This is a genomic window from Cryobacterium sp. HLT2-28 (assembly GCF_004402495.1).
GTDB lineage: Bacteria > Actinomycetota > Actinomycetes > Actinomycetales > Microbacteriaceae > Cryobacterium > Cryobacterium mannosilyticum.
Genome location: NZ_SOFH01000029.1, coordinates 45,015 through 67,354 on the forward strand (window position 1 = coordinate 45,015; position 22,340 = coordinate 67,354).

Sequence of the window (22,340 nt, forward strand, 5' to 3'; positions counted from 1 at the left end):
AAGATCGGTCTCAGACGACCCAGTCGAACGATTCCTCGAACGTCTCGCTGCCGTCGTCGTCGTCGAACACGTTCGCGACGATATGGGTGAGGAAGAGCGCGAACCCGGTGGCGATCTCGGAGAACCGGGCGTTGTCGAAGGGGCCGTACCAGGACACCCGGCACTCCCCCTCCGGATCGAGGTCGAGGCGCGTGGTCGCGGCGCCGTCCTCGTCGGCGAGCACGAGGATGCGCACCGACCGCCAGGGCGGGTTGGCCCCCATGATGCGGCCGAGGTTGAGCCCGTCGGCGGCATGCGCGGAGAGGGCCTGCGACAGCTGCACCGCGACATCCGCCGTGCGCTCGTCGGCCGCCGGAAACCTCAGGTAGGCCGCCCGGTCGCTCGACACGAGCTGGATCGCGTCGGGCTCCCAGGCGAGCCGGCGGTATTCGAGCAGTTCGAGGGCGGAGCGCACGAGATCGGTGAGCAGCCTGCCCGCGTTCTCGGCGTCGACGACGTTGCCGTAGTCCGGGGTGTCACCCTCCCAGACGCCTCGAACGGCGACCCGGGTGGTGGGGATGCCTGGCATGGATTCACTTTCCGGCGGCGAGCGCGGGCGGATGCTCGGCTCGGGACCTCTGCTCCCGGTGGGCCGGCTGCCCAGGGGGTACACGTCGATTATGGTCGGCTCCGGCGGCCCGGCGGGCGCGCCCCGGCGACGTTGCGGATCACCGCGCCGCGAATAGCCACGAAACGGCGCGAAGGGTCGACAATGGTGATCTGTCGACGTGGTTCCGCCGGGCCCGAGGCAGGCCGAGTGCCACCGGGAGAGAGAACCATGACGTCACCTGCCCGACCGCTGATTCCCGCGAGCGTGCCACGCCCGCCGCGCGCCACGGCCCCGACCAACGCTTTCACGCGCTGGCTGCTGCAGAACCGGGTTCAGCCGGTGGGACCGGAGAGCAGAGAGGAGACCACGGCCACCCACTCCTGGTGGAAGGTGATGTGTCTGACCGGCGTCGACTATTTCTCGACCCTGTCCTACCTTCCCGGCATCGCGGCCCTGGCGGCCGGCGCCCTCTCTCCGCTGGCGACGCTGTTGATCGTGGCGCTGACCCTGCTCGGCATGCTGCCGATGTACCGGCGGGTGGCCCAGGAGAGCCCGCGCGGCCAGGGCTCGGTGGCGATGCTGGAGCGACTCCTGCCGTTCTGGCGCGGCAAGGTCTTCGTGCTCGTGCTGCTCGGCTTCGTCGCCACGAGCTGGATCATCACGATCACGCTGTCGTCGGCGGATGCCACGGTGCACCTTCTCGAGAACCCGTTCGCGCCGGCCTTCCTCCAGGGGCATGCCGTGACCATCACGATCGTGCTGCTGCTCATCCTCGGCGGGGTCTTCCTGCTCGGCTTCAGCGAGGCGGTGTCGGTCGCGATCCCCCTGGTCGCCCTGTTCCTGCTGCTGAACGGGATCGTGATCGGCGTCGGCCTCTACGACGTCTTCACCGAACCCCGGGCCCTGTCCGACTGGATCGGCGCCCTGTCCGCCCGGGGCACGGGGTTCGGGGACATCGCCGGACCGGCGATCATCGCGTTCCCCCTGCTCGTGCTCGGCCTGTCGGGCTTCGAGACCGGGGTCAGCATGATGCCGCTCGTCGCGGCCGCGGGAAGCACGCCGGAGGAACGGCTGGCGTCCCGCATCCGCAATACCCGCAAGCTGCTCACCGCCGCGGCCGTCATCATGAGCGTCTACCTGCTGGCCAGCAGCCTGGTCACCACGGTGCTGATCCCGGCCGCGGCGTTCCAGGACGGCGGGGCGGCCAGCGGGCGCGCCCTCGCCTACCTCGCGCACGAGCGGGTCGGCAACGTGTTCGGCACGGTCTACGACGTGAGCAGCATCCTGATCCTCTGGTTCGCCGGGGCGTCGGCGATGGCGGGGTTGATCAACATCGTCCCGCGTTACCTGCCCTCCTACGGCATGGCCCCCGAGTGGAGCCGCGCGGTGCGGCCGGTCGTGCTCGTCTACACCGGCGTCAGCATCCTGATCACGATCGGTTTCAACGCGGACGTCAACGCGCAGGCCGGGGCCTACGCCACCGGGATCCTGGTGATGATGGTGTCCGGCGCGGTCGCGGTGACCATCTCCGCCGTGCGGCGGCGGCAACGGGGCGCGAGCGTCGCGTTCGGCGTGCTCACCTTCGTGCTCCTCTACGCGCTCGGCGCGAACATCATCGAGAAGCCGGACGGCATCACCATCTCCGCCTTCTTCATCCTCGGGATCGTCACCGTGTCCCTGATCTCGCGGGTGTCCCGCACGACCGAGCTCCGGGTGGAGCAGGTCGAGTTCGACGAGACGGCAAGGCGGTACATCCGGGACTCCCTCGACTACGACGGGGCCCTCAACCTGGTCGCCCACAAGCGGGCGCCCGGCACCCGCGGCGACTATGCACAGAAGGAGCGCGAGCAGCGCGGGATGAACCCGGTGCCGGGTGCGGCCGACCTCCTGTTCCTGGAGATCGAGGTCGTCGACCCGTCCGGCTTCAGCGAGCGGCTGCAGGTGCGCGGGGTCGAGGCCGACGGCTACCGGGTGCTGCGGGCGAAGAGCCCCGCGGCCCCGAACGCCATCGCCGCCATCCTGCTGGCGCTCCGGGACGCTGCCGGCGTGCGGCCGCACGCCTACTTCGAGTGGTCGGAGGGCAACCCGGTAGCCCATCTCGTCCGCTACCTCCTGCTCGGGCAGGGCGACACCGCCCCCGTGGTGCGCGAGATCCTCCGCACCAGCGAGGCCGACCCGGCCCGCCGGCCGGGCATCCACGTCGGCGGCGGCTGAGGCGGGCGGCTGAGGCGGAGGAGCCCGAGCTGCACAAGCCTGCGCCCGCTACGAACGGATACGGCGGTGCACCGACTGCGGCTTGAGGTACACGTGCAGTCCCTCCAGCCCGAACTCGACGCCGAGGCCGGAGTCGTGGCGGCCCGCGAACGGCGCGGCATGGTTCGACGCGAAGAAGTTGAGCCCGATCGAGCCGGTGTCCACGCGGGCGGCCACCTCGAACGCCAAGTCGACATCCGCCGAGAACACGGTGCCGCCGAGGCCGAAGCCGGTGTTGTTGGCGATCCCCACCGCCTCGTCGAGGGTGTCGTAGCGCAGGATCGACAGCACGGGCCCGAAGATCTCCTCCCTGGCGATCCGCATCCCGGGGGTGACGTCGGCGAAGACCGTCGGCTTCACGTAGAAGCCCCGGTCGAACCCGGAGGCGACGTCACCGCCGGTCGTCGCGCGGGCGCCCTCGGCGATCCCTGACCTGATGTAGCCGCGCACGGTGTCGCGCTGCGCGGCGGTGGCGCTGGGCCCGAACACGGTCGCCGGGTCCATCGGGTCGCCCTGCGGCGCCGCGCTGATCGTGGCGGTGACCATGTCGACGAGTTCGTCATAGCGTTCCCGCGGGGCGAGCATGCGGGTGGAGATGTAGCAGGTCTGCCCGGTGTTGCGCATGCAGCTGCGGATGAGCACCTTCGCCATCTCCGCCAGGTCGACGTCGGGCAGCACGAGGGCGGAGGACTTGCCGCCGAGCTCCAGGGTCACCGGCCGGAGCAGTTCGCCGCAGGCCGCGCCGATCGAGCGCCCCACCGGGGTGGAGCCGGTGAACGCCACCTTGTCGATGCCGGGGTGCCGCACGAGGGCGTCGCCCACCGAGCTGTTGCCGGTGACCACGTTGATCACGCCGGCCGGGATCCCGGCGGCCGTGGCGGCATCCGCGATCTGGCGGATGGAAAGCGGCGTCGGTGAGGCCGGCTTGATCACGACGGTGCAGCCGGCCATCAGGGCCGGCGCCAGCTTGGCCACGACGAGGTTGATCGGGAAGTTCCACGGGGCGATCAGCGCACAGACGCCCACCGGGTCCTGCCGCACGACGGTCTCGGCGGAGCCGTCGGGGAAGGGGCGGATGTCGGGGGTTTCCAGGTGCGGAGCGAGCGACGCGAAGTAGCGGAAGATCGCGGCCGCGTTCGACGCCGCCCTGGCGGTCTCCGCGACCGGGGACCCGTTCTCCCAGGTGTTGGTGTGCGAGATCGCCTCGGCCCGCTTCTCGACCTCGTCGGCCAGCCGCAGCAGGTGGCCGGCCCGCTCGGTGGGTGTCAGGTCGCGCCAGCCGTGGCCGGTGAACGCGCGCCGGGCCGCGCCGACGGCCCGGTCCAGGTCACCGGCGGATGCGATGGGCACGCTCCCCCAGACCTCCTCGGTGGCCGGGTTGGTCACCGGCGTGCTCCCCGCGCCCTCGGCCGGCGTCCAGGCGCCGTCGATGAACAGGTCGGCGGTGTGCGTGTAGGGCAGGGTCGCCACGGCCGTCTCCATCAGAGCACCGCCACCTTGAGCAGCGCCTCGGCCCGGTCCAGTTCGACCGTGGCCATCTCGAGCCCGGCGGCCGTGATCAGCTCGGGCAGGATCTCGGTGCGGAGGCGCCGGCAGTAGAAGGACGGGGTCTGGCCGAACCAGCTGGAGGCCAGGGCGATTCCGGCCGGGTTGAAGCGCCACAGCCGGTCGGCGTCGCGCACGAGGGAATCCTCGATCGAGTGCGACTCCGCACGGGTGTCGTGGCCGTCGATGATGTCGGTCACCCGGGTGATGAACGCGTCGTCATAGCCGAGGCCCGGCAGCACCTCCCTGGCGATCTCACAGCCCCTGATCTCGTGTTCGAACCGGATCTGCGCCTGCCTCCAGTTCGCGCCGAACCCTTCGGAGATGATCTTGGTCTCGTCGACGCGCGCCCAGCCGGTGTCGTGCAGCAGGATCGCCACCCGCACGACGAGGGAGTCCGCCTCCGGGTAGGCCTCGCAGAGCCGCTCCGCGAAGGCGAACGAGATCGGGATGTGGATGTCGTTGCCGCGCGTGCGCATTTCCGGTTCGACGGCCCGCCAGAGCGGGTCGAGGTCGGTCGGGGCGTCGCCGGCGACGTCGATGGGTGAGGTGTCGACGGGGTGTTCGGTCTGCAGGGTCATGGCGATCTCGCTTTCTGGGGTGGCCGGCGCCGGGGCGCACACGGGAAGGGGCCTACGCGGCCGGGGAAGGAACGGGAAGGAGCACGTCGGTGACGGACTTCTTGAGCGGGAGCGAGCTGTCGGCCGCCAGCGCGGCGGGGACCGACTGGCCCTGGTGCAGGGCGTTGCGCACGGCCATGAAGTCGAGTGGGCTGTTGACGCAGTCGGCGGCGATCAGGATGCCGTCCCGGTAGTAGAGCAGGGAGAACTTCTCCGAGTCGGGGTCGCCGCGGAGCACGACCTGGTCGTGCCCTCCGGAGAGGCCGGCGATCTGTAGTTTGAGGTCGGCCTGGTCCGACCAGAACCAGGGCACCGTCTTGTGCTCGGCAGCCTGGCCGAGCAGGGTGGCCGCGGCCACCTTGGCCTGTTCGACGGCGTTCTGCACGCTCTCCAGCCGCAGTCGGCCCTGGCCGAAGTCCGCGATCGACGGGTTCGGCATGTTCGCACAGTCGCCGGCGGCCACGGTGAGTCCGTCCGAGGCGAGCGCGTGAGTGTCGACGACGATTCCGTTGTCGACCTGCAGTCCGAGCTGCCCGGCGAGTTCGGTGCGCGGGATGACGCCGACGCCGATCAGCACGACCTCGGCCGGCACGACGGTTCCGTCGCCGAGTTCGACCCCGGTGACCCGGTCGTGCTCTCCGGTGAAGCGCACGACCTTCGCGTTCAGCACCACCCGGGTGCCCCGCCGCCGGTGCGCCTGGAGGTAGAACTCGCTGGTCTGCTCGCAGACGGCCCGGCCGATCAGCCGCGGGGCGGCTTCGAGCACGGTCACGTTCTTGCCTGCCGCGCGGGCCCCGGCGGCGACCTCCAGCCCGATGAACCCGCCACCGACCACGACGACGTTCGTCGCCTGGCGCAGCTGCTGCTCGAGCACCGTCGCCTCGGTGGCGGTGCGGAGGTAGCTGACGCCCTCCAGCTCAGAACCCTCGAAGGGGATCGTGCGCGGCACGGCGCCCGTGGCCAGGGCGAGGCGGGCGAACGGGAAGGTGCGCCCCGACTCGGCCACGGCCACGCCGCCCGTCTCGTCCCGGGTGATCGTGACGATCCGCTCCCGGGTGACGAGTTCGATGTCGTGCTCCCGGTAGAAGTCGTGCGTGCGGAAGGCCAGGGAGTCGGCGGTGGCCTCGCCCTTGAGGAAGGCCTTCGACAGTGGGGGCCGCTGGTAGGGAGCGTGCGGTTCCTCGCCGACCAGCGTGATGCGTTCGGTGTCGCCCAGCTCGCGCAGGGTGGAGGCGATCTGCACGCCCGCCTGGCAGTTGCCGACGATGAGGGTGCCCGTGCGGGGCTGCGCTGGAGCGGGCATGGCGCTCAGACCTGGGTCTCGGGGGTCTGCACGTGCACGGCCACGTCATCCGTCAGCTTGAGCTGGCAGGACAGCCGGGAGCTCTCTTCCCGGTCGACGGCCGTGCCGTCGAGCATGTCGTCCTCGAGGTCGGCCCGCGGCGGGAACAGTCCCGCGCTGTCGGCGCAGACGAAGACGTGGCAGGTGGCGCAGGACAGGCTGCCGCCGCACTCGGCGACGATGCCGGGGACGCCGTTGCGCACCGCGGTCTCCATAACGGAGTCGCCCGCGAATCCGTTGACGATGGTCTCGCTGCCGTCGTAGGCGACGTAGGTTACGGTTGGCATTTCTCGGGTCTCCTTGTTCGTTCTCGTTAGATGAACTGCCGGCCGCCGTCGACCACGAGGGTCTGGCCGGTGATGTAGTTGCTGCCGGGGCCGGCCAGGAAGAGCGCCGCTCCGACGATGTCGCCCGGCTCGCTGGCCCGTTTGAGGGCGCCGCGGTCCACTCCGTACTGCTCGGCCCCGTCGATCAGCCCGTAGCTGGCCTCGGTGAGGGTGAAGCCCGGTGCGATCGCGTTGACCGTGATGTTGCGGTCGCCGAGCTCCTTGGCGAGCACCCGGGTGAGTGCGATCACCCCGCCCTTCGACGCCACGTAGTGCGCCCACTGGGCCGAGCCGCTCATCACGGTGGCTGAGGAGAGGTTGATCACCTTTCCGCCGTCGGGCAGGTACGGCGAGCAGGCGCGAGTGACCAGCCACGGGCCCTTGAGGTTGACGGCCATCACCCGGTCCCATTCGTCGGGGTCGAGCTCGGTGAACGGGGCCCGCGTGACGGTGGCGTAGATCGCGGCGTTGTTGATGACCACGTCGATCTTGCCTTCGCCGCCGTGGTCGCGGCTGAAGGACGCGGCGGTCATCGCCATTGCGGTTGCCGAGTCGAGGGCGGTGACGTTGACGCCGACGGCCAGGGCCGTGCCGCCGGAGGCCGCGATCAGCGACACGGTCTCCCGGCAGCCGTCGAGGTTGACGTCGGCGACGACCACCCGGTCGCCCTGGGCCGCGAAGCCCAGGGCGAAGGCACGGCCCAGACCGCCGGCGGCGCCGGTGATCAGCACCGTTCTGGGGGAGGTCGGGGCCGTGCCGGCCTCAGGCATGGCTGCTTTCCAGTGCGGTGTCGAACTGGATCGCGGCGGCCGGCGCCAGGCTGAGGTCGTGATCGTGGTCTTCCACGATCGTGACCGTACCGTTGTTGCCGTCGACCCGCAGCCACTGCCCGGTCCTGATCTGGGAGGAGGCGGTGCCGGTTCCGGTGACGGCGGGCATCCCGTATTCCCGGCAGACGATGGCCGCGTGGCTCATCATGCCGCCGATGTCGGTGACGGTGGCGCGGATCTTGCCGAAGATCGGCCCCCACGACGGCGCGGTGACGGGTGCGACGAGGATGTCGCCGTCCTGCACCTCGGAGAGCTGGTCGGAGCTGCTGATCACCCGGGCCGGGCCCTCGGCCACGCCGCTGGAGGCGGCCATTCCGCGGAATTCGCCTTCCGGAGCATCCGAGTCGCCCAGCCAGTTCCTGATCTGGTCGCTCGTGATGCCCCAGAGCATGAGGGTGAACGGCTCGGTGATCACGGCGGGCGGTGTGTTGAGGGCCGGCTGCGGGCGCTCCTTCGACAGCGCGTCGACGATGACCGTGCGGCGGGCGACCTCGGCCGGCCAGTAGTCGGGGCCGATGGCGGGGGCGCCGACGCCCCAGCCGGTGACGTAGTCGAACAGTGCCTCGCGCACCTCGTCGCGGCGAAGGTAGAACATGCCGTTCTCCTCCGGCCAGAAGCCCTGGCCCTGCAGCATTTTCGAGAGCTGCCTGGCCTTGCGCCAGAACACGCCCATGGTCCAGTGCTCGATGTAGAAGTTGTGGTTCTCGACGTAGGGGTAGACCTGGCGGGCCAGGCCGAGCTTGCCCTGGAAGGCGGCGAGCTGCTCGGGGCTGAGCAGCTCCGAGTACTCCTCGGTGATCCGGTCGCGCTCGGCGACGAGCTCCTCGACCGGGCGGTCGATGTTGTGGCCGGTCTGCACCCGCACGATGTAGTCCTTGATGTACCCGAGCGGCAGCTCGAGGTGGTCCATCCAGTACTTGTCGTGCGCGTAGAAGCCGTTGCCGACCGTGAAGTTGAACCACGGGTCCTTGGCCTCGTCCCAGGCTGCCAGCCAGGTGTCGCCTCCGGCCGCGGCCGCGATGCGGGCGAGCGTCGCGTCGGGGTTCTCGGTGTCGCCGAAGTGGTCGGCGAGGCCGAGTTCGACGGCGAGCTTGGCGAGCTTCTTGAGTTCGTCGTCCGGACGGAAGAGTTCCATGTCCACGCCCTGCACCATTTTGGCGACGGCCTGGTCGGGGATGCCGGGGAAGACTTCCTTGCAGAAGGTGAAGAAGTCGAGGTAGGCGACATAGCCGAGGTTGAGGAACTCGAAGTGGTACTGCCAGGCCCGGTAGGTGAGCGCGATCAGCTTGTCGAAGTTGCCGAGCAGCTCGTTGTTGGGGCCGGTGCCCTTGCCGCTGAGCACGTCCTCGACCGGGACCGCGTCGGGCAGCGCTTCGAAGGAGAGCTCGTTCAGTTCGTCGATGGTGCCGCGGATCTTGCCCTGCCACTGTTCGAGCAGGGTGTCCCAGTTCTGGAAGTAGTGGCCGGCCCGTTCCATGAACTGCGGCACCCGGGCGGCGATCTCCGCCTCCGGCACGCCGACCGGCGACATGAACACGTAGCCGTTGTGGATGCGGAACTCGATGCCGTTGGCCGGCGGGATCAGCAGGTGGCGCGAGTTGTACTGGCCCAGGCAGGAGACGGCGAATTCGAAACCGATGGTCTCGAACGGCTTCGTCACCGTCGGCCAGTGCTGGCTGTCGCAGAACCAGAATTTGGCCTCCTCAACCTCACGCCGGTTGTCCTGGAAGACCAGGTTGTAGGCGTAGAGGTCCTTCCACCCCTCGGCGGCGGCGGAGGGCGTCTGGTCGTAGGGGCTGGGGAATGACTTCTCTGTCATGGTTCAACCGTTCTGTGGTGGGGGAAGGTGCGGGTGAGGTGAAGTGAAGTGCAGTGAAGTGCAGTGGATACCGGCCGGTTCCGAACGGGCAGACTGCCCGCCGGGTCAGGCCTTGCCGGCCTGGCTCATCAGGGACTTGGTGATGCTCTCGATGCCGAACCCGGTTGAGGTGACCGGGATGGAACCCGTTGCCGTTGACGAGAACACGGTCTCGGGGCGGGACTGCAGCAGGAGCAGGTTCTCCCCGTCGGGCAGGTCGCGGTCCAGCGCCCACTCGATGTCCTGCGGGCACTTGAAGTGTCTCTCGGCCTTCTTGGCGATCGTGGCGACGGCGGTGATCTCGGTGTCGCTGATGCAGAGCCGATTGCGCCGCTCCTCGGAGACCTCGAGTTCGACGAGCGACTTGCTTTCGAGGTCGGGAACCAGCTCGGCGTGCTTGTCGCCGATCGTGTGCTTGACGACCATCAGCATGACCTTGTCGACCGTGATGTTGTCGGGGGTGACCTGTCCGGAGACCACGAGTTCGCCGAGGCCGTACGCCGCCTCCATCACGATCTTGGACCGGTCGCCGTTGTGCGGGTCCATCGTGATGGCGACCCCGGCGACCCGGGCGTTCACCATCTTCTGCACCGCGACGGCCATCGAGAGTCCCTCATCGGGGATGTTGTTCTTCAGCCGGTAGATGATGGCGCGCGAGGTGTAGAGCGACGCCCAGCAGGCCCGGATGTGCTCGGTGACGTCCTTGACGCCGGTCAGCCACAGGTAGGTGTCCTGCTGGCCGGCGAAGCTGGCATCCGGCAGGTCCTCGGCCGTGGCGGAGGAGCGCACGGCCACCGGGACCGGGGAGGCGAACCTGGCCTGGAGCGCGTTGTAGGCGTCGATCGTGATGGCGTGCAGTTCGGCGGGCACGGGGCGGGAGGTGATCTCCGACCGGAGCTGGGCCGAGACGCGGTCGACCTCGGCGATGTCGTTCGGGTCGAGGCCGGCCAGCAGCGCGTGGATGTCGGCCTCGATGCCGGCCTCGTGGATGAAGGCGTCGTAGGCGGCGGTGGTGATGGCGAACCCGGGAGGCACCGGCATTCCCGCGGCCGTCAGGGCGACGAGGGACGCGCACTTGCCGCCGAGGAGCTCGTGCCGGGGGGCCGCGCCGTCGTCGAAGAATTGGATGAAGGGTGCGTGGGTCATGACGGGACCTCCCAGGTGACGGGCACCGACGTCGGCGCCCTGAACGACAGGTTTTCGCCGAAGGTGATTGCCTCCGGGTTGACGATGCGCAGGTTCGGGACCGCCTTGAGGGTTTCCTCGAGCACGATCTTGTCCTGCATCTTGGCGAGCATGTTGCCGAGGCAGTAGTGGATGCCGAAGCCGAATGACAGGTGGGTGCGGGCGTTCTCCCGGCTCAGGTCGAACATCTCCGGCTCCTCGAAGACACCGGGGTCGCGGTTGGCCGCGCCCATCAGGAGCAGGATGTCCGCGCCCTTCGGAATCGGAGTGCCGGCGATCTCGGTGTCCCTCAGCGCCTTCCGGCGCCAGCCGACGATCGACGGGCTGTACCGCAGGGTTTCGTCGATCGCGGCCGGGATCCGGCTGGGGTCGGCGACGAGCGTCTGCCACTGGTCGGGGTGGCTGAGCAGCACCCGGATGGTGTTGGAGATCAGCGTGGTGGTGGTCTCGTGGCCGGCGAAGAGCAGGCTGTAACAGACCGAGGCGATCTCATGGTCGGAGATCTCGGCGCCGGCATTCTGCGCCTTGACCAGGTCGGCGACGAGGTTGTCGCCGCCGTGGGCGTGGGCGTCGGAGACCAGGCGCAGGCACTCGTTCCAGTAGTCGACCAGATTGTGCGCGTGCGGGATCTGCTCCTCGTCGCTGAGGTCGCCCCAGGTCATCGCGGCACGGGAGTCCGACCATTTCTTGTAGGTGGGCACCATTTCCGGGCCGACGCCGAGCAGGCCGAGGATGGTGATGGTGGGGATGTCGACCGCGACGTCGGTGAGGAAGTCGCCGGTCGCATCCGGGTGGGCCAGCATCTGCCGCAGCAGCCTGGCGGTGTTCTCGCGGATCGTGGGCTCCAGCGCCTTGTACCGGCGCGGGGTGAACTCCTTCTGCACGATCGTGCGCATGCGGGTGTGCTCCGGCGGGATGCGCGCGGACAGCCCGGAGTAGGCGGTGAATCCGCCGTCGTTCATGATCTTGACGGCCGCGGCGCTCCGCTTCCGCACCGGGGCCTGCGCGTTCTCACTGCTGAAGGTCTGCCAGTCATCGAAGACGGCCTTGACGTCGTCGTAGCGGCTGACGATGTAGTACCCGATCCGCTCGTCGAACATGACCGGCTGTTCGGCGCGGAGTTCGGCGTAGGCCGGGAACGGGTCGTTCATGTTGAACGGTTCATAGCCGTGGTGGTCGGCCGGGGCCACGCTGGACATCGAGCGGTGGTCGACCGGGCACTGGCCTGCCGCAGTGGCGGATGCCGCGTCGGCGGGGGCCGTCGACGAATCTGTCTGAGCGTTCACGTGATGCTCCTTGGTCTGGTCCACAACATCGTGGAACTGCGTCCATCTAATGCCGCCGATCCTGAGAAGCCCTCGGACCGTCCCACTGGATGGAAGTGAATCAGGGTTGCGGCTGCGTGCGCGCCCGCGTGGCCGGCCGGAGCGCCGACGGGGGAAGGTGGGCGATCCCTGTCTGGATCCGCTGCGCGGTGCCGAGCAGGATCGGCAGGTTGCGCTCGAGCTGGTGGGCCCGGGTGATCGGCAGCACGATCCCCAGGCCGCCAAAGATGTGACCGTCGGCCTGGAACACGGGCACCGCCAGGGAGCAGGAGCCCAGCCGCACCTCCTCGGAGGCCAGCGCGAACCCCTGGCCGCGGATCTTCTCGAGTTCGCGGCGGAGCTGGTCGGGATCGGTCTTGGTGAAGGCCGTGCGCTTCACCAGCGTGCCGGCGAGAACGGCGTCGCGCACCCAGCCGTCTTCGAACGCGAGGATGGCCCGGCCGACGGCGGTGGCGTGCATGGGGAGCCGCCCGCCCACCCTCGACGCCTGCGGCACCCGCCGGGTGCCGTAGACCCGGTCGATGTAGAGCACGTCGGCGCCGTCCCGGATGGCGAAATGGGCGGTCTCCTGGGTGAGGCCGAAGAGGTCCTGCAGGAACGGCCGCACCACGTCGCGCAGCTGCCTGCCGGCGTGCTGGCCCAGCTCCCAGAGCCGGAGGCCGATCTGGTACCGGCCCCGGGCATCCCGCTGCACCGCTCCCCACTCCTCGAGCTCGCCGAGCAGCCGGTGAGCCGTGCTCTGCGGCAACCCGCTCTCGGCCGCGATCTCCGACAGCGACCTCGCCGAGGGGCTGAGCTCGAAGACGGCGAGGATGCTCAGCACGCGCCCGGTGACCGACTGCCCCGGAGCCGATGTCCGACCTGCCACGATGCCCCTTCGACTGCCCTCGGTGGTTCCCCGCACGCCGGAGCGTCGATGGAACCAACCGCATTCACATCGGCGCTGATCAGGACAATTCTATCGCGTCAACCGAGGCGACCGCCTGGTCCAGGGCGGCGAGGGAGAGCGCGACGTCGTCGGCATCCGTTGACCAGTTGCTCACCGAGATGCGCAGCACGTCCCGGCCGTGCCAGCGCGACCCGGACATCCAGGCGACGCCGCCGGCGAGCAGCGCCGCGGTGACCCGGCGGGTGCGTTCGTCGTCGCCGAAGCTGACGCTCACCTGGGTGAACACCACGTCGTTCAGCACCTCGGCGCCGGGGAGGCGGGCGATCCCCGCGGCGAGCTCGGCCGCCCGGTCGGCCAGCCGCTCCACGAGGGCGATGGTGCCGGCCCGGCCGAGTGACCGCAGCGCGGCCCACACGGTGACGCCGCGGGCGCGACGCGAGAGCTCGGGCACCTTGTCGAACGGGTCGCCCGGGCCGGAGCTGTCGGTGATGAGATAGCTGGTGTGCACGCCGAAGGCCGCACGCACGACGTCGGGCCTGGCCACGATCGCCATGCCGCAGTCGTAGGGCACGTTGAGCGTCTTGTGCCCGTCGGTCGCCCACGAGTCGGCCAGGTCGAGGCCGGCCAGGGCCTCCCGGTAGCGCGGGCTGGCCGCCGCCCAGAGGCCGAAGGCGCCGTCGACGTGCACCCAGGCCCCGCGCTCGTGTGCCACGGCGATCGTCTCCTGCATCGGGTCGAAGGCGCCGGAGTGCAGGTTGCCGGCCTGCAGGCAGACGATGGCCGGGCCGGCCGGGTCTCCGCCGGAGTCCATGGCGGCGGCCAGGGCGCCCGGCCGGATGCGACCCTGGTCGTCGGCGTCGACGAGGATGGGCGCGCCGAGGCCGAGGTAGCGCAGCACCAGGTCGATGACGTCGTGCCGCTCAGCGCCCGCCAACACCCGGATGCGCGGCGCCCCGAAGAGCCCGAGGCCGGCGAGGTCCCAGCCGACCCGGTCCAGCACGGCCTTCCGGCCCGCGGCGACACCGACGAAGTTCGCGGTGGTCCCGCCCGTGGTGAAGCCCACGTCGGCACCCGGCGGCAGGTGCAGCAGGTCGAGCAGCCACCCGGCGGCCGCCTCCTCCGCCGCGGCGACGGCGGGGGTGGCGAACCGCATGCCCGCGTTCTGGTCCCACGCGCTGACCAGCCAGTCGGCCGCCAGGGCCGCCGGGAGCGTTCCCCCGATCACCCAGCCGAAGAAGCGGCCGGAGGGCATCGCCATCAGACCGGGTTCGGCCAGGCGCGCGAGTTCGTCGATCACCTCGGCCGGGTCGGTGGCCTGCTCCGGCAGCGGTGCGGCGAATCCGGCACGCAGGTCGTCGGCATTCACGGACGGGCCCACCGGGCGGGACGGAACGGACGCGAGCCACTCCATGGTGTGCGCTCTCGCCCGTTGCAAAGCCTCATCGAAGGCGTCAGGCTGGGCCGACATGGCGCCAGTCTAGCCCGCCTCGGATCGACCGGGTGGGCTAGTTTGAAGGGACGGCCTCGACGGGCCGACGACCCCGACCGAGGATTCCCCCGTGACCCAGCCCGCACAGCCGACCGGAACGACCACGCCCAGCACGACCAGGCGCGGCCTGCTCGCCTGGCGCAACGCCGTGTTCGTCATCTTCTTCATCAGCGGGCTGACCCTGGCCACCTGGATGTCGCGGATCCCGGCCGTGCGCGACGGGCTGCGGCTGAGCACGGCCGAGGTCGGCATCCTCATCTTCGGCCTCTCGGCCGGATCGGTGCTCGGCCTGATCGCCGCCGTCTGGTTGCTCGGCCGATTCGGCGCGCGGCGTGCGATGCTCCTCAGCGCCTCACTTTCCGTCGTCGGGCTGACCCTCGTCGGTGGCGGTGCCAGCCTGCTCACGTCTGCCCCCTTCGTGTTCTTCGGCCTGGCCCTCGTCGGGTTCGGCATCGGCTCGCTCGACGTCATGATGAACGTCGAGGGCGCCGCGGCGGAGCGTGAAATCGGCAAGACCCTGATGCCGCTGATGCACGCCTGCTTCAGCCTCGGCACCGTGCTCGGTGCCCTCATCGGCGCCGGAGCCTCCCTGATCGCACTGCCCGTGCACTGGCACCTCCTCGGGATGGCGATCCTGGTGCTTGCCACGATGCTCATCGCCGTGCGCAACATCCCACTGGTCGACCCACGCGCCGAGGCTGCTGCCGCCGGCACGGCCGACGGGCCGAAGAGCCGTCGTGGGCGGCTGCGGGCGAGCCTGACCGTCTGGGCGGATCCGAAGATCCTGCTGATCGGCACGATCGTGCTCGGGATGACCTTCGCCGAGGGCTCGGCGAACGACTGGCTGGCCCTGGCCTCCGTCGACGGCCACGGTCTCAGCAACACCGAGGGCGCGATCGTCTTCGGGGTGTTCGTGGCCGCGATGACCGTGGGCCGGGTGCTCGGCGGTCCCGTGATCGACCGTTTCGGGCGGGTGCCGGTGCTCCGCGCCTGCGCGGTGCTCGGTGTGCTCGGCCTTCTGCTGTTCATCCTGGCGCCCAGCCACGCTCTGCTCTACTGCGGCACCGTGCTTTGGGGTCTGGGCGCCTCGCTCGGCTTCCCGGTCGGCATGTCGGCGGCCGCCGACGACACGAAGAACGCCGCCGCGCGGGTGAGCGCGGTCGCCATGATCGGCTATTTCGCGTTCCTGGTGGGCCCCCCGGTGCTCGGCCTGCTCGGCCAGGCCTGGGGCATCCTCAACGCCCTCTTCCTGATCCTCGTGCTGATGGTGCTCGCCGGCCTCGCCGCGCCGGCCGCGCGCGAAACCCGCCACGTCTCCGGTTAAGCTCGAACGGTGCGCCTCGTAATAGCCCAATGCTCCGTCGACTACGCCGGAAGGCTCAGCGCGCACCTGCCGCTGGCCACCCGACTCCTGATGATCAAGTCCGACGGCAGCGTGCTCGTGCACTCCGACGGCGGGTCGTACAAGCCGTTGAATTGGATGAGCCCGCCGTGCAGCCTGGCCGAATCCGAGCCCGACGCCGACCAGGCGGATGCCGGCGTCACCGCACTCTGGACGGTCACCCACGCCAAGACCGCCGACCAGCTCATCGTCAGCATCTACGAGGTGCTGCACGACTCCGCCCACGAGCTGGGAATCGACCCCGGGCTGATCAAGGACGGCGTCGAGGCTCACCTGCAGAAGCTGCTGGCCGAGCACATCCACCTGCTCGGCGACGGCCACACGCTCGTGCGCCGCGAGTACATGACGGCCATCGGCCCGGTCGACATCCTGGCCAGGGATGCCGCGGGCGGCTCGGTCGCGGTCGAACTCAAGCGCCGGGGGGACATCGACGGGGTCGAGCAACTCACCCGGTACCTCGAACTGATGAACCGGGATCCGCACCTGGCGCCCGTGGTCGGGGTGTTCGCGGCTCAGATCATCAAGCCGCAGGCGCGCATGCTCGCCGAGGACCGCGGCATCCGTTGCCTGGTGCTCGACTACGACGCCATGCGCGGCCTCGACGACACCCAGTCCAAGCTTTTCTAGGCCCGAGCGAGGTGCCGACTGTCGCGCCGCGACACACTGCGCAAGAGGCTGGCGGCCGCGGCGAAACAGGAATAAGCTAACGGTTCCTTTTCCGGTGCAGGAGTTCGCGGCCATGCCGCCTAGGATGGGCGAGTGAATCCGACACTGACGCGCACCTGGAGCGCCATCCTCTTTGACCTCGACGGAACCATCACCGACTCCGCCCCGGCCATCACCAACTCCCTCGCCCGCACTTTCGCCCTCCTCGGCCGGCCGGTTCCGCCGGCCTCCGAACTCCTCGCCTACGTCGGCCCGCCCCTGCTCGCGGCCTTCCGCGAATACGCCGGAATGACGCCCGATGAGGCCGTCGAGGCCCTCGCCGTCTACCGGGCCGACTACCAGGGCGAGCACATGCTCGACACCGCCGTCTACCCCGGCGTGGCCGGCCTGCTCGAGCGCATCCACGAGGCCCGGATCCCGATGGCCCTGGCCACGAGCAAGCCGGAGCACAGCGCCATCACGATCCTCGAGCACTTCGACCTCGCCAAGTACTTCACGGTCATGGTCGGCGCGTCCGACACGGAGACCCGGAGCTCGAAGGCGGACATCGTGGAAGAGGCACTGACCCGCCTCGGCGCCGCCGGCGCCAACCTCGCGGCGCCGGTCATGGTCGGCGACCGCAGCTACGACGCGGAGGGTGCCGCCGCGCACGGCGTTCCCACCATCCTCGTCGAGTGGGGCTACGGCTCCCCCGCCGAAGCCGCCGCCGCGACCGCCACGGTCTACTCGGTCGACCAACTCGCCAAGCTCCTGCTCGGCTGAACCACCCCCCACCCACGACGAACGAGGCACCTTCCCGTCGGGAGGGTGCCTCGTGTGTTTTCGTGCGAGGCCTGGCGCCGGGCTTAGATGATCGCCGCGCGAAGCGCCTGGGCTGCGGCCGCCGGGTCTTCAGCGCCATAGATCGCGCCGCCGGCGACGGCGACGGATGCGCCGGCCCGCTGCACGGAGGCGATTGTGGCGACGCTCACTCCGCCGGCCAGAGAGAACGGCACTCTGGCCGTCTCCCCTTGGTTGAGCAGGGTCGCCAGGGAGAACCCGGGCTCGGCCTGCTCATCGAGGCCGGCGTGCATCTCGACGAACGCGGCGCCGAGCTCGGTGACCTCGCGGGCGCGGGTCACCTTGTCGGCGACCCCGATCAGGTCGACGACCACTCCCTTGCCGTGCTTGCGCGCCGCGGCAACGGCCCCGGCGATGGTGCTGTCGCCGGCCGCGCCGAGCACGGTCACGAGGTCGGCACCGGCCGTGAACGCCAGGTCTGCCTCGAGCTCCCCGGCGTCCATGGTCTTGAGGTCGGCGAAGACCGTCTTGTCCGGGTGGGCCGCCTTGATGGCGGTCACGGCGCGCAGTCCTTCCGCCTTGATCAGCGGGGTACCGAGTTCAATGATGTCCACGTGGGGCGCGACCTGCGCGGCCAGCGCAAGGGCGGCATCCGTGGTGAGTACGTCCATGGCGACTTGAAGCTTCATGTTGTTCTTCTTTCTGGTTCGTGTGGATTGACTGGATTCGTCGGGAAGGGCCGGGCTATTCGAGGTTGGCGTGGCGCGGCCACAATTCCTCGGCCGTGGCGCCGGATGACTTCCACAGGCTGTGGAAGATGGCGTCGCCGATGACCACGACGCTCTGCTCGAACAGCCCGCCCGAGTACTGGGCCGAGAAGCGCCGGTCGTGGTCCTGCTTGCGAGCGGCAGGAACCACGACCGTCACCTCGGCCAGGCCGGCGAGCGCCGAGCCGGGATCGGTGGTGATCGCCACGATCCCGGCGCCGGCTGCGACAGCGGCCTCCGCCGCACGCACGATCGCGCCCGTGCTGCCCGAGCCGCTCGCCACCAGCAGAACATCGCCGGGGCCGATCGCCGGCGACGTCGTCTCCCCCACCACGTGCACTCGGAGTCCCAGGTGCATGAGGCGCATCGCGGTCATCTTCAGGGCGAGGCCCGACCGGCCGGCCCCGAAGACGAAGACGCTGCGGGCGGCCAGCAGCCGCGCCGCGGCCGACTCGAGGTGCGTCGCAGCGTCCTCCTGCAGCCGACGGCTGACGGCGGCGTTCTCGGCGGTGATGAGTTCGAGGGCAGGCAGGACCGAGACGGCGGGCGTGAGGGGCGAGACTGTGCTGCGGGAAGGCATACCTCATCGTGCGCCGTCCCGGGCGGGCGCGCGGCCCACCGAACGGACGGCAGACCTACCCGTCCGGGTAGGTCGACGTGGATCCGGCGGCTCGAACGCGGGAATGGATAGGCTGGATTCGTGAATCCACTTCTGCAACCCCATTCGATCGAGTTGCTCACGCGCATCGACCCGGTGCTCTCGAGCCCACTTCTCGGCGTGGCGGCGAGCCTCTCCGAACTGGTGCGCCCGCTCCTCGCCCACAGCGCCCTGGTGATCTTCACCGAAGACTGCACCGGGCGGCCGCAGAAGAAGGCTGGAGACCACTTCATCACCGACCGGGTCTCGATCGCGGAGCTGGACGCGCTCCGCGCTTCGATGCCGGTGGGCTCCACTCCCCTGTGGCTGGCCGACGCGACGATCGGCTCCGAGACGCGCCCGGTGGCGGCCTGGCTCGCCGCGACCGGCGCGTTGCTCGTGCTCACCGACCCCGAGCCGGGGCCGGAGTCCGAGCCGGCCGAGGCGTCCGGCCGACCTGGCACCGTCGCTGACGACGGACCGGAAAACGGGCCGGACCGGTCCATCGCCGTGATCGGGCAGCTGTGGGAGCTCGTGGCCGCCGGCATCCGTCGCCAGGTGGCCGCGGCGCCTCCCGCCTACCTCTTCGACTCGCGGGCCGCATCGGCCGAGCGGGCCAGGGTGATCGCCGATCTCACCGATGCGCACGCGACCACGCTGGAGTCGCTCCTCGCCGTTCTTCGAGCGCGCGACGCCAGCGCGGAAGCGGCGCGCCAGAATGCGATCGACGTGACGGCCCAGGCCATGGTGCGACTGCGGGCGGTCTCAGACCGCGACCGGTCCCTGTCGGAGGAACCGGTCGCGCAGGCCTTCGAACGGCTGCGTGACGACCTGCGGCCGCTCGTGCGCTTCGGCGACCTGGACGTGCAGTTCATCGAGCCCCCGCTCAACGGCCGGGCGCTCCCCGGCGAGGTCGCCCACGCCGGGCGGGCCATCGTGCGCGGCGCCGTGCTCGCCCTGATCGACCAGGAGGGGGTCGGCCGGGTGCGGGTGCAGTGGGACTGCGACGGCAGCAACCTGCTCATCCGGGTGCGCGACGACGGGCCAGGCGACCTCACCACCGACGTTCCGAGCGTGAGCCGGCTGGCCGGCCGGGTTGCCGCGCTCAGCGGCAGCCTCGAGGTGGAGGCCACCGCGGGGTGGGGTTCCGAGATGGTGGTGACGCTGCCGCTCGACGCGCCGGTCGCCGCGCTGGCGCCGGCAGCCGAATGGGGCCTCAGCCCCCGCGAGCAGGGCGTCCTGGAATTGGTCGCCTCCGGGGCGCGCAACCGTGCGATCGCCGAGGTGCTGCTGATCAGTGAGAACACAGTCAAGTTCCACGTGGCCAACCTGTTGCGCAAGGTCGGCGCCTCCACGCGGGCAGAGCTCGCCTCGCTCGCCCGCTGACCGCATCCGCTCTCCTGCCGCCGAACCGTGCGAAAATTGCCACGCCGGAAGCCGGATCGAACGAAGGGACCTCGCAATGGACGCGAACGAGTGGGACGACCGCTACCGGCAGGCGCGCGAGGGCCAGGACGCGAGGCTCTGGTCGGCCCTGCCGGCGCAACTCGTGCAGGACACCGTGACGCCCTGGCGAGCGGGGCGCGCGCTCGACCTGGCCACCGGCGACGGCCGCAACGCGATCTGGCTGGCCGGCCGGGGCTGGAACGTCACCGGGCTCGACTTCTCCGCCGAGGCAATCGCCCAGGCCGGGGAGCACGCGCGGGCCGCCGGTGTCGACGTGACGTGGCTGGTGGCGGATGCCACGACCTGGCAACCCGAGGAACGCTTCGACCTGGTCACGGTGATGTACCTGCACCTGCCGGAGGCGCTGTTCCGCACGCTGCTGGCCAGGGCGCTCGGCTGGCTCGCGCCCGGCGGGCACCTGCTTGTGCTCGGCCATGACCGGGCAAACATCGGCGCCGGCGGTCCGGGCCCCGGCAACCCCGACATTCTGTACACACCCGAGCTGCTGGCATCGATCGTGGGACCCGAGCGAGTCCTGCGGTGCGAGACCGTCAGTCGCGACCTCGCCACCGACCCGGAGTCACCGGCGGACACGGGCGGAGTCGCCCTCGACACCATCCTGGTCGCCACGGCCTGAGGCCTCGCAATAATTACCCCATGGGGTATATTGAGAAGCACAGAACAAGGGAGCAATGATGTCCATCCTTCAGTTCCTCGGGTCGCCTGCCGGCCGTTGGACGCGGATCGTCGCAGGCCTGATCCTCGTGCTCCTCGCCGTCGTGCTCGGTGGCTGGGGGTGGATTCTGGCCGTGCTCGGTGCCGTCTTCATCGCCGCGGGCTCATTCGATTTCTGCCTGCTCGCGCCGCTCTTCGGCAAGCCGTTGCAGGGACCCGCCTTCCGGAAGGCCTTCACATCCTGATTCCGGACCAGCCCGCGACCGCAGCAACGCCGATCGCGCAGTCGACCACGCCGCCGGACCACAGCCCGCTGCAGCGCTCGGTGGTGCGGGTGCTCGTAGTCGGCCAGATCCTCGGCGGCATCGGCATGGGCGCCACGCTCTCGCTGGGCGCCCTGCTGGCCGCACAGCTTTCCGGCTCCAGCGCCTGGTCCGGCATGGCGGCCACCATGAGCACGCTCGGCGCGGCCCTTGTCGCCGTACCACTGTCCCGGCTCGCGCAGGCTCGCGGCCGTCGCCGCTCCCTGGCGGCCGGGTCGCTCATCGCCGGGTCGGGGGCCGTTCTGGCCATCACCGCCGTCGCCGTCGACGCGTTTCCACTGCTACTCCTGGCCCTCATGCTCCTCGGGGCGGGATCAGCCACCAACCTCCAGGCCCGGTTCGCCGCCACCGACCTGGCCAGCGTGCGGTTCCGTGCCCGCGACCTTTCCATCGTCGTGTGGTCCACCACCGTCGGGGCGGTCCTCGGACCGAACCTCTTCGGCCCCGGCGAGACGGTCGGCGCGGCTCTGGGCCTGCCTCCGTTGACCGGGGCGTTCGCCTTCTCCTTGCTGGCCACGGTCGGCGCCGCAGTCGTCTACTCAGCAGGACTCCGGCCGGACCCGCTGCTCACGGCCCTGGCCGCGCGCCCGAGCAACCCCGCAGGCGAGCGCCGGATCGGCGGGCTGGCCATCATCCGCTCGAACCCGCCGGCTCGTTTCGCCGTGGGAGTGATCGCCCTCAGCCATGCCACCATGGTTGCCCTCATGTCGATGGCTCCCGTGCACCTGCGGGACCACGGCGCCACACTCACCCTGGTCGGACTCACGATCAGCCTGCATGTGGCGGGAATGTACGCCCTCTCCCCCGTTTTCGGCGCCCTCGCCGACCGGCTCGGACGGATGCCGGTGATCCTCACCGGCCAGGCGCTGCTGTTTGCCGCGCTGACCCTGTTCTGGCTGAACGGCGACTCCCCCGTTGCCATGACTGCGGGGCTCATCCTGCTCGGGCTCGGCTGGTCGGCATCCGTCGTCGCCGGCTCCGCGCTGATCGCCGAGGCCGTCGAAGTGCACGATCGCGCCCCCCTGCAGGGCTTCTCCGACCTCTCAATGAACGCGGCTGGAGCGCTCGGCGGCGCCGTGGCCGGCCCGATCCTCTCGGCAGCCGGCTACTCGGGCCTGGGCCTGGTCACCATGCTCCTCGTTGCCGTCATCGTCGTCTGGTCCTCGCTGCGGCTCGCGGCGGCGAAGCGCGCCGGATAGCCTCGCGCGTTGATGCAGTCAGCGCACCTGAACGCGAAACCTCAGCGGGCGGGGTATACGAGACACGCAGCGGAGCGAAGTCGTCACTGATGTCGGTTTTCGCACCCGGCTGCACGGATCTTCATGCTCGTCTGCACGAATCCGACCAGACTGTCACTGATGGCGCGTGATGGTGGGGCATTAGAGCGACCGGC

Annotated in this window: 21 protein-coding genes; 8 read left to right on the forward strand and 13 right to left on the reverse strand. The window is 70.2% G+C overall.

The window, feature by feature from the left end:
- Window positions 1–10: 10 nt before the first annotated feature.
- On the reverse strand, window positions 11–568 hold the full coding sequence (locus E3O48_RS15150) for a hypothetical protein (protein ID WP_134540073.1): 558 nt from the start codon (window positions 566–568) through the stop codon (window positions 11–13).
- A gap of 249 nt (window positions 569–817) precedes the next feature.
- Between E3O48_RS15150 and E3O48_RS15155 the strand changes: the two genes are divergently transcribed.
- A complete protein-coding gene (locus E3O48_RS15155; protein WP_134540075.1) occupies window positions 818–2,803 on the forward strand; it encodes an APC family permease in 1,986 nt (661 codons plus the stop codon).
- Between the two features lie 48 nt (window positions 2,804–2,851).
- Here the strand turns inward: E3O48_RS15155 and E3O48_RS15160 are convergent, their stop codons facing one another.
- The 10 genes from E3O48_RS15160 to E3O48_RS15205 form a co-directional block, all read right to left on the reverse strand.
- A complete protein-coding gene (locus tag E3O48_RS15160) occupies window positions 2,852–4,312 on the reverse strand; it encodes an aldehyde dehydrogenase family protein (RefSeq protein WP_241982568.1) in 1,461 nt (486 codons plus the stop codon).
- A gap of 11 nt (window positions 4,313–4,323) precedes the next feature.
- On the reverse strand, window positions 4,324–4,968 hold the full coding sequence (locus E3O48_RS15165; protein ID WP_134540081.1) for an HD domain-containing protein: 645 nt from the start codon (window positions 4,966–4,968) through the stop codon (window positions 4,324–4,326).
- Window positions 4,969–5,020: 52 nt separating this feature from the next.
- Entirely contained in the window at window positions 5,021–6,310 is a 1,290-nt protein-coding gene (locus tag E3O48_RS15170) for an NAD(P)/FAD-dependent oxidoreductase (RefSeq protein ID WP_134540084.1), read from the reverse strand.
- 5 nt (window positions 6,311–6,315) lie between these two features.
- Window positions 6,316–6,636: a 2Fe-2S iron-sulfur cluster-binding protein gene (locus E3O48_RS15175; protein WP_134507758.1), complete on the reverse strand. Its 321-nt coding sequence runs from the start codon at window positions 6,634–6,636 to the stop codon at window positions 6,316–6,318.
- 26 nt (window positions 6,637–6,662) lie between these two features.
- The gene (locus E3O48_RS15180) at window positions 6,663–7,445 is read right to left on the reverse strand and encodes an SDR family NAD(P)-dependent oxidoreductase (RefSeq protein WP_134540088.1); all 783 of its coding nucleotides are present in this window, start codon (window positions 7,443–7,445) and stop codon (window positions 6,663–6,665) included.
- Window positions 7,438–9,324: a PEP-utilizing enzyme gene (locus tag E3O48_RS15185; RefSeq protein WP_134540091.1), complete on the reverse strand. Its 1,887-nt coding sequence runs from the start codon at window positions 9,322–9,324 to the stop codon at window positions 7,438–7,440. The genes E3O48_RS15180 and E3O48_RS15185 overlap by 8 nt, the downstream gene beginning before the upstream one ends.
- 105 nt (window positions 9,325–9,429) lie before the next feature.
- Window positions 9,430–10,509 (reverse strand): PEP/pyruvate-binding domain-containing protein, encoded by a 1,080-nt coding sequence (locus E3O48_RS15190; protein ID WP_134540094.1) that lies wholly within the window; start codon window positions 10,507–10,509, stop codon window positions 9,430–9,432.
- The gene (locus E3O48_RS15195) at window positions 10,506–11,834 is read right to left on the reverse strand and encodes a cytochrome P450 (RefSeq protein ID WP_241982569.1); all 1,329 of its coding nucleotides are present in this window, start codon (window positions 11,832–11,834) and stop codon (window positions 10,506–10,508) included. The genes E3O48_RS15190 and E3O48_RS15195 overlap by 4 nt, the downstream gene beginning before the upstream one ends.
- Before the next feature lie 100 nt (window positions 11,835–11,934).
- Window positions 11,935–12,741, reverse strand: a complete 807-nt coding sequence (locus E3O48_RS15200) for an IclR family transcriptional regulator (RefSeq protein ID WP_134540097.1) — start codon at window positions 12,739–12,741, stop codon at window positions 11,935–11,937.
- Between the two features lie 79 nt (window positions 12,742–12,820).
- Window positions 12,821–14,230: a pyridoxal-dependent decarboxylase gene (locus E3O48_RS15205; protein ID WP_134540100.1), complete on the reverse strand. Its 1,410-nt coding sequence runs from the start codon at window positions 14,228–14,230 to the stop codon at window positions 12,821–12,823.
- A 91-nt stretch (window positions 14,231–14,321) separates the two neighbouring features.
- On the opposite strand from E3O48_RS15205, the gene E3O48_RS15210 reads away from it, so the two are divergent.
- The 3 genes from E3O48_RS15210 (at window position 14,322) to E3O48_RS15220 (ending at window position 17,081) form a co-directional block, all read left to right on the forward strand.
- Entirely contained in the window at window positions 14,322–15,575 is a 1,254-nt protein-coding gene (locus E3O48_RS15210) for an MFS transporter (RefSeq protein WP_134540103.1), read from the forward strand.
- Between the two features lie 9 nt (window positions 15,576–15,584).
- Window positions 15,585–16,280 (forward strand): endonuclease NucS, encoded by a 696-nt coding sequence (nucS, locus tag E3O48_RS15215; RefSeq protein WP_134507744.1) that lies wholly within the window; start codon window positions 15,585–15,587, stop codon window positions 16,278–16,280.
- A gap of 132 nt (window positions 16,281–16,412) precedes the next feature.
- Window positions 16,413–17,081 carry an HAD hydrolase-like protein gene (locus E3O48_RS15220; RefSeq protein ID WP_241974649.1) on the forward strand — a complete coding sequence of 223 codons (669 nt, stop codon included), beginning with the start codon at window positions 16,413–16,415 and terminating at the stop codon, window positions 17,079–17,081.
- Between the two features lie 83 nt (window positions 17,082–17,164).
- On the opposite strand, the gene hxlA is transcribed toward E3O48_RS15220, so the two are convergent.
- Together hxlA and hxlB are read right to left on the reverse strand one after the other, a co-directional pair.
- Window positions 17,165–17,788, reverse strand: coding sequence for a 3-hexulose-6-phosphate synthase (gene hxlA, locus E3O48_RS15225; protein WP_134507742.1), 624 nt, complete (start codon window positions 17,786–17,788; stop codon window positions 17,165–17,167).
- A 55-nt stretch (window positions 17,789–17,843) separates the two neighbouring features.
- The gene (hxlB, locus tag E3O48_RS15230; protein ID WP_134540106.1) at window positions 17,844–18,446 is read right to left on the reverse strand and encodes a 6-phospho-3-hexuloisomerase; all 603 of its coding nucleotides are present in this window, start codon (window positions 18,444–18,446) and stop codon (window positions 17,844–17,846) included.
- 120 nt (window positions 18,447–18,566) lie between these two features.
- On the opposite strand from hxlB, the gene E3O48_RS15235 reads away from it, so the two are divergent.
- The 4 genes from E3O48_RS15235 to E3O48_RS15250 all read left to right on the forward strand — a co-directional run bounded on the left by E3O48_RS15235 (window position 18,567) and on the right by E3O48_RS15250 (window position 22,146).
- Window positions 18,567–19,889, forward strand: a complete 1,323-nt coding sequence (locus E3O48_RS15235) for a LuxR C-terminal-related transcriptional regulator (RefSeq protein WP_241982570.1) — start codon at window positions 18,567–18,569, stop codon at window positions 19,887–19,889.
- 76 nt (window positions 19,890–19,965) lie between these two features.
- The gene (locus E3O48_RS15240; protein ID WP_134540109.1) at window positions 19,966–20,586 is read left to right on the forward strand and encodes a bifunctional 2-polyprenyl-6-hydroxyphenol methylase/3-demethylubiquinol 3-O-methyltransferase UbiG; all 621 of its coding nucleotides are present in this window, start codon (window positions 19,966–19,968) and stop codon (window positions 20,584–20,586) included.
- 55 nt (window positions 20,587–20,641) lie between these two features.
- Window positions 20,642–20,869 carry a YgaP-like transmembrane domain gene (locus E3O48_RS15245; RefSeq protein WP_206751286.1) on the forward strand — a complete coding sequence of 76 codons (228 nt, stop codon included), beginning with the start codon at window positions 20,642–20,644 and terminating at the stop codon, window positions 20,867–20,869.
- A gap of 89 nt (window positions 20,870–20,958) precedes the next feature.
- Window positions 20,959–22,146 carry an MFS transporter gene (locus E3O48_RS15250; protein ID WP_370250186.1) on the forward strand — a complete coding sequence of 396 codons (1,188 nt, stop codon included), beginning with the start codon at window positions 20,959–20,961 and terminating at the stop codon, window positions 22,144–22,146.
- Window positions 22,147–22,340 lie beyond the last annotated feature (194 nt).

Coding starts and splice junctions, on each gene's coding strand:
- E3O48_RS15150 (WP_134540073.1), bottom strand. CDS start 568: ATGCCAGGCATCCCCACCACCCGGGTCGCCGTTCGAGGCGTCTGGGAG.
- E3O48_RS15155 (WP_134540075.1), top strand. CDS start 818: ATGACGTCACCTGCCCGACCGCTGATTCCCGCGAGCGTGCCACGCCCG.
- E3O48_RS15165 (WP_134540081.1), bottom strand. CDS start 4,968: ATGACCCTGCAGACCGAACACCCCGTCGACACCTCACCCATCGACGTC.
- E3O48_RS15170 (WP_134540084.1), bottom strand. CDS start 6,310: ATGCCCGCTCCAGCGCAGCCCCGCACGGGCACCCTCATCGTCGGCAAC.
- E3O48_RS15175 (WP_134507758.1), bottom strand. CDS start 6,636: ATGCCAACCGTAACCTACGTCGCCTACGACGGCAGCGAGACCATCGTC.
- E3O48_RS15180 (WP_134540088.1), bottom strand. CDS start 7,445: ATGCCTGAGGCCGGCACGGCCCCGACCTCCCCCAGAACGGTGCTGATC.
- E3O48_RS15185 (WP_134540091.1), bottom strand. CDS start 9,324: ATGACAGAGAAGTCATTCCCCAGCCCCTACGACCAGACGCCCTCCGCC.
- E3O48_RS15190 (WP_134540094.1), bottom strand. CDS start 10,509: ATGACCCACGCACCCTTCATCCAATTCTTCGACGACGGCGCGGCCCCC.
- E3O48_RS15205 (WP_134540100.1), bottom strand. CDS start 14,230: ATGTCGGCCCAGCCTGACGCCTTCGATGAGGCTTTGCAACGGGCGAGA.
- hxlA (WP_134507742.1), bottom strand. CDS start 17,788: ATGAAGCTTCAAGTCGCCATGGACGTACTCACCACGGATGCCGCCCTT.
- hxlB (WP_134540106.1), bottom strand. CDS start 18,446: ATGCCTTCCCGCAGCACAGTCTCGCCCCTCACGCCCGCCGTCTCGGTC.
- E3O48_RS15240 (WP_134540109.1), top strand. CDS start 19,966: ATGGACGCGAACGAGTGGGACGACCGCTACCGGCAGGCGCGCGAGGGC.
- E3O48_RS15245 (WP_206751286.1), top strand. CDS start 20,642: ATGATGTCCATCCTTCAGTTCCTCGGGTCGCCTGCCGGCCGTTGGACG.